Origin of the sequence: Streptomyces sp. MZ04 (assembly GCF_004684775.1) — a bacterium.
Classification (GTDB): domain Bacteria; phylum Actinomycetota; class Actinomycetes; order Streptomycetales; family Streptomycetaceae; genus Streptomyces.
The window spans coordinates 1-6,004 of record NZ_SRIC01000401.1 but is presented as its reverse complement, the minus strand read 5'-3'; the positions used below and the strand labels follow the sequence as shown (position 1 = coordinate 6,004).

The window sequence follows — 6,004 nt, the reverse complement described above, 5'->3', positions numbered from 1 at the left end:
CCCCCGCACCCGGAAAGCCCTGCAGGGACGCCCCTACGCCAGCCGCGGCAGCTCCTCCCGCGACAGTCGCCCCGCGAGCCGCTCCCCCCGTACAAACCGCTCCACCTCCCCGACCGCGTACTCGCCGAGCCTCCGCACCTCACTCCCCTGAGCCCCCGCGATGTGCGGGGTCACCAGCACGTTCGGCAGGGTGAGGAGCGGATGGCCCGGCGGCAGCGGCTCCGGGTCCGTGACGTCCAGGAAGGCGTCCAGGCGGCCCGCCCCGCACTCGTCGGCCAGCGCGTCCGTATCGACGAGCGATCCCCGCGCCGTGTTGATCAGCGTCCCGCCGTCCGGAATCAGCTTCAGCATCTCCGCGCTCACCATCCCCCGCGTCTCGGGCAGTTGGGGCGCGTGGACGCTGACGATCGAGCTGCGGCGGCACAGTTCGGACAGTTCCACCAGCTCCGCGCCGAGCCCGGCGGCCTCCTCCGCGGTGACGTAGGGGTCGGTGAGCAGCACCCGCCACCCCACGTCGGAGGTCCGTAGCGCCGCAATGACGCCGCGCCCGATCCGGGACGCCCCGATGACGCCGACCGTACGGGCGTCCGCGCCCACCCGCCCGGTGAAGGGCGGCCACCCCTCGGTGTAGCCGGCGGCGGTGGACAGCGCTCCCTTCGCGGCGAAGGTGATCGCGGCGAGCGTGTAGGCGACGACGGGGCCCGCGTTGGCGTCGGCCGCCGACGAGACCACCACGCCGCGGTCCCAGAGCGCGTCCGTCACCACGGGTTTCACCGATCCGGCGGCATGCACAAGGACCCGCAGCCGGGGAGCGTGCGCGAGCACCTCCGCCGTGATGGGCGGGCAGTTCCAGCCGGTGACCAGGATCTCCGTCCGGGCGAGCACCGCCCGCGCGTCGGACCCGGTGAGCGACCCGGTGAGCAGGGCGGGCGCCAACTCCACGCTGCGGGCGAGCCGTTCGCGGATGTCGGGGGCGAACACCCGGTCCGCCACGTCGGCGCTCATGGCGAGTGCCGTGATCGGCGGGCTCGTCAGCCGGTCCGTCGACCGGTCCGCCAACTGGCCCGTCTGCTCTGCCTGGTCTGCCACGCGTGACCGCCCTCGTAGTAACCGGTTACCCAACAGCGCCTGGAGGCTAGGCCGAAGTCGGGACGGTGGTCAAGAGATCTCGGGGCCAAGGGGGTTGACCGGGATTAGTAACCGCTTTAGATTCCGGTCACCTTGTTCCGACAACGGAGGGGCTGCCGTGTCAGCGGTGACGAAGGACCGGACGGAAACCGAGGCGGTGAAGCCGCCCGGCAAGCGCAACATCAGGACAAATGGCAACAAAACCAGGCGTGATGAGCGATGGAAACGGTTTCACGCCTCGCGGGTCCTGCTGCTGCTCATGGCACCAGGCGTCGCGTACTTCCTGGTCTTCCACTACGGCGCGTTCATCGGCAACGCCGTCGCCTTCAAGGAGTACGTCCCCTTCGACGGCCTCTGGGCCAGCCCCTGGGTCGGCCTCGAGAACTTCGACCGGATGTTCGGCGATCCGGACTTCTGGCACGCGACCTGGAACACCCTCTTCCTCGCGGTGCTCCAACTGGTCTTCTTCTTCCCGGTCCCGCTCGGCCTCGCCCTGCTCCTGCACAGCCTGACGTCGGACCTGACGCGCCGCTTCGTGCAGTCGGTGGTCTACCTGCCGCACTTCCTGTCGTGGGTCATCGTCGTCGCCCTCTTCCAGCAGGTGCTCGCCGACACCGGACTGCTCAACTCCGTGCTCGGGCAGGCCGGTCTGCACTCCGTCGACATCATCGGCAACCCGGACGCGTACCCGGCGCTCGTCGTCGCGCAGGTCGTCTGGAAGGACGCCGGCTGGGGCACGATCATCTTCCTCGCCGCGCTGATGCAGGTGGACGAGCAGCAGTACGAGGCCGCCGCCATCGACGGGGCCGGGCCCTGGCGCCGCTTCTGGCACGTGACGCTGCCGTCCATCCGGCCGGTCGTCATCCTGCTGCTGATCATGCGGCTCGGCGACATCCTCTCCGTCGGCTTCGAACAGATGCTGCTGCAACGGCAGTCGGTGGGTCCCGAGGCCGGAGAGGTCCTGGACACCTTCGTCTTCTGGCAGGGCATCGTCGGCGGCGACACCGGATACGCCGCGGCGGCCGGCCTGTTCAAGGGTGTGGTCGGCGCGATTCTCGTCTTCGCGGCCAACAAGGTCGCCCATCGCCTCGGCGAGCAGGGGGTCTACAAGTGAGCACGAGAACAGCCGCGGCACGCCCTGTGCGCCCAGCTCGCCCCCTGCGCCCCGCCTGGATGGAGAAGCCCAAACCGGTCACGCAAGTGGCCAAGGTTCTCGCGATCGCCACCATCCTTCTCCTGGTCTTCGTCCCCTTCCTCGTCATCATCTCGACGTCGTTCGCGTCGAACCGCGAGGTCGTCGCCAACGGCGGCTGGGTGCTGTGGCCCGAGCACCCGACCCTGCGCGCCTACGAGCAGGTCTTCGCGGGCGGCATCGTCTCCAAGGCGCTCGGGGTGAGCGCCGGGGTGACGATCATCGGCACCCTCGCCTCACTCGCCTGCACGACGTTCCTGGCGTACGCGCTGAGCCGCCCGAACGTGTACGGCGGGAAGCCGATCCTCCTCGTCGTGCTGTTCACCTTCCTCTTCCCGCCCGGCATGATCCCCGCGTTCCTGCTGGTCAAGGGCATGGGAATGCTGGAGAGCTACAGCGCCCTGATCGTCCCGGTGCTCATCAACGTCTTCAATCTGATCGTCCTCCGCGGCTTCTTCCAGGGCATTCCCGAGGAGATGTACGAGGCGGCGCGGCTCGACGGCGCGGGCGACTGGCAGATCCTGTGGCGGATCGTGCTCCCGCTCTCCAAGGCGGCCCTCGCGGTCGTCGGCCTCTTCTACGCGGTCAGCTACTGGAACGCCTGGTTCCATGCCTCGATCTATCTGGAGTCCGACCACTGGCCGCTCCAGCAGGTCCTTCGTACGTACGTCATGGGCGGCTCCCAGATCGCCGACACCGGGCTGAGCGACGCGTCCAACGTGTCGGCCCCGCAGACCATGCAGATGGCCGTCCTGGTGATCGCGACCGTACCGATCCTGATCGTCTATCCCTTCCTCCAGAAGTACTTCACCAAGGGCGTGCTCACCGGCGCCATCAAGAGCTGAGCCACCACCTCCCGCATCAAGAGCTGAGCCAACTCCCGTGCTCCCCCGAAAGGTTGACACCGTGTCCGGTTCCTCGATGTCGCGCCGTACCCTGCTGCGCTCCATAGCCGTCGGCGGTGCCGCCGTCGCCGCGCCCTCCCTGCTGACCGCCTGCTCCACCGACTCCGGCGGCGGCGGTTCGGTCTCCAACGCCGACAAGAAGGCGGCGCCCTGGCCGACGTACACGCCCGCCAAGGGCCCGAAGCCCGATCTCGCGCCGAGCGCCGACGGCGTACAGCCCGGCTTCACGAAGTACCCCCAGAAGCTGATCGAGGCGACGGCCGAGAAGCCGGGCACCGGCAAGCAGAAGATCAAGGTCATGACCATCACCTACGGCACCCCGCCGAAGCCGGTCGGATCGAACAAGTACTGGCAGGCGATGAACGAGGCGCTCGGCGTCGAGGTCGAGTTCTCGGTGGTGCCGGACGCGGACTTCCGCTCCAAGATGTCCACGCTGATGTCGGGCGACGACCTCCCCGACATGATCAACTTCGGTGGCGGATACGTCCTTCCGCGCGAGTCGCAGTTCGTGCAGTCGCGGTGCGCGGACCTCTCCGAGCACCTGTCGGGCGACGCGGTGAAGGACTACCCGAACCTCGCCAACATCCCCACGTACGCGTGGGAGGGCATGGGCCGGGTCTCCGGCCGCATCTACGGCCTGCCGGTCGAGCGGGCAAAGGTGCACGGCGCGATGTTCATCAACCGCGAGGCCTTCGGCAAGGCGGGCTACGAGCCGGGCATGGCGGCGGCCGACTTCCAGACGATGGCGCGGGAGGCCTCGCAGAACAAGAAGTACGCGCTCGGCGCCTCCTCGGTCGGCTTCTTCGGCTACCTCTACCACGCGATGTGGCACGGGGCGCCGAACCAGTGGCAGATCAAGAACGGCAAGGTCACCGACATGTACGGGACCGACGAGTTCAGGGCCGCGCTCGAGTTCATGGCGAAGATGCGCAAGAGCGGCTCGTACAACTCCGACGCCACCTCGATCTCCCAGGTGGACCTGAAGACCCAGTTCTACAACGGCACGGTCCGCTCCATGACGGACGGCTGGGGCGCGGTCATCTCCAACGCGCAGGGCATCAAGGACGAGTTCACGCTGGACGCGGCCGTTCCGTACGTGGTCGACGGCGCGACGCCGGTCTACCAGCAGAACCGCGGCTGTTTCGGCTACACCGTCATCAAGAAGGCCTCCAAGGACCGCGTCAAGCTGATGCTGCGGGTCCTGGACTGGCTGGCGTCCCCCTTCGGCTCCCAGGAGTACGAGCTGATGCACTCGGGCGTCGAGGGCACACACTTCGAGTACGACAAGAACGGCGACCCCATCCCCAACTCCCTCGGCCTGGTGGAGAACAGGACCAACCTGCCGTTCGCCTACCTCATGGACGCGCCGCAGCCGCTGTACTTCCCCGGCTTCCCCGACCTCACCAAGCGGCTGCACACCTGGGAGAAGGCGGTCGTGCCGAACCTGGTGCGCGACGACCACTGGGGCCTGATGTCGGACACGTACAACCGGCAGGGCGCTTCGATGCAGCAGATCATCGAGGACGGCGTCACGGCGATCGTCTCCGGCCGCAAGAAGCTGTCGGACTGGGACGCCGTCTACCAGAAGTGGCAGGCGCAGGGCGGCAGCAAGTCCCACGAGGAGTTCGCCAAGGAGTACGAGGCCGCGCACTGAGCCGGGCCGCACGGGCGGGATGATGGTCCGGGGCGGGTTGCCGTGGGGGCAACCCGGCCCCGGACTCTGCCACTTGAGGCACTAGAGGCACTAGAGGCTTTTGAGGAGACACAGTGGGTGAGCGGGTCACCATCCGTGATGTGGCGGCGCGCGCCGGCGTCTCTGTCGCGACCGTCTCGCGGGTGCTCGCGGGCAACTATCCGACGTCGACGGCGTCGCGCGCGAAGGTCCTGCGGGCCGTCAAGGACCTCGACTACGTCGCCAACGCGCATGCGCGCGCGCTGGCGGGCACGGGCCGCAAGACGATCGCGGTGCTCATGTTCGACCTGGTGAGCCCCTTCTACGCGCATGTCGCCCAGGGCGTGGAGATGGAGGCCGCCCAGCACGGCAGGCTCACGCTGGTCTCCTCGACGGGCAGCGATCCGGCCCGCGAGCTCGCCCTGGTCCACATGATGCGCGAGCAGGCCGCGGAGGCGGTGGTCCTGGTGGGCGGGGTCATCGAGGACGACGAGTACCGCGAGCGGATGGCGCGGTACGCCCAGGCGCTGGCGTCGGCGGGTTCGCGGCTCATCCTGTGCGGGCGTCCCGCGCCGGCGCCGGATGTCCCCGCCCTGGTCGTCGAGTACGACAACGAGGCGGGCGCGTACGCGATCACGAGCCACCTGCTGGGGGCGGGCCACCGCAGGATCGCCCTGGTCGGCTACCAGCCCGGCCACACGACGGGCGAGGCCAGGGTCACCGGCTACCTCCGCGCCCTGGCCGACCACGGGGTGCCGCGCGAGGAGGCGATCCTGCACGGCATCGGCTTCGGTCAGCACAACGGGTACGAGGCGATACGGGACCTGCTGGAGAAGGCGGAAGGACGGCCGGAGTTCACCGCGGTGTTCGCGGGCGACGACGGGGTGGCGGCGGCGACGGTGACCGCGCTGCGGGAGTACGGCCTTCGGGTGCCGCAGGACATCTCGGTGGTCGGCTACAACGACGACCCCGTGGCGGCGGACGGACGGCTGGGGCGCGGTCATCTCCAACGCGCAGGGCATCAAGGACGAGTTCACGCTGGACGCGGCCGTTCCGTACGTGGTCGACGGCGCGACGCCGGTCTACCAGCAGAACCGCGGCTGTTTC

General features: G+C 68.9%; 5 protein-coding genes. 4 read left to right on the top strand and 1 reads right to left on the bottom strand.

The features are described from left to right. Positions 1-33: 33 nt before the first annotated feature. Positions 34-1,089: a hydroxyacid dehydrogenase gene (locus E2651_RS40410; protein ID WP_245239515.1), complete on the bottom strand. Its 1,056-nt coding sequence runs from the start codon at positions 1,087-1,089 to the stop codon at positions 34-36. Positions 1,090-1,387: 298 nt separating this feature from the next. On the opposite strand from E2651_RS40410, the gene E2651_RS40405 reads away from it, so the two are divergent. From E2651_RS40405 to E2651_RS40390, 4 genes are all read left to right on the top strand, one after another. Continuing rightward, positions 1,388-2,242: an ABC transporter permease subunit gene (locus E2651_RS40405; RefSeq protein ID WP_135336256.1), complete on the top strand. Its 855-nt coding sequence runs from the start codon at positions 1,388-1,390 to the stop codon at positions 2,240-2,242. 59 nt (positions 2,243-2,301) lie between these two features. After that, positions 2,302-3,165: a carbohydrate ABC transporter permease gene (locus E2651_RS40400; RefSeq protein WP_135336255.1), complete on the top strand. Its 864-nt coding sequence runs from the start codon at positions 2,302-2,304 to the stop codon at positions 3,163-3,165. 76 nt (positions 3,166-3,241) lie between these two features. Further along, on the top strand, positions 3,242-4,879 hold the full coding sequence (locus E2651_RS40395) for an extracellular solute-binding protein (RefSeq protein ID WP_135336254.1): 1,638 nt from the start codon (positions 3,242-3,244) through the stop codon (positions 4,877-4,879). Positions 4,880-4,992: 113 nt separating this feature from the next. Beyond that, positions 4,993-6,004, top strand: a 1,012-nt coding sequence (locus E2651_RS40390) for a LacI family DNA-binding transcriptional regulator (RefSeq protein WP_135336253.1), incomplete at its 3' end; no start/stop codon positions are given.

Excerpts from the sequence above, each read along its gene's own strand:
- E2651_RS40405 (WP_135336256.1), top strand. The coding sequence starts at position 1,388 with ATGGCACCAGGCGTCGCGTACTTCCTGGTCTTCCACTACGGCGCGTTC.
- E2651_RS40400 (WP_135336255.1), top strand. The coding sequence starts at position 2,302 with ATGGAGAAGCCCAAACCGGTCACGCAAGTGGCCAAGGTTCTCGCGATC.
- E2651_RS40395 (WP_135336254.1), top strand. The coding sequence starts at position 3,242 with ATGTCGCGCCGTACCCTGCTGCGCTCCATAGCCGTCGGCGGTGCCGCC.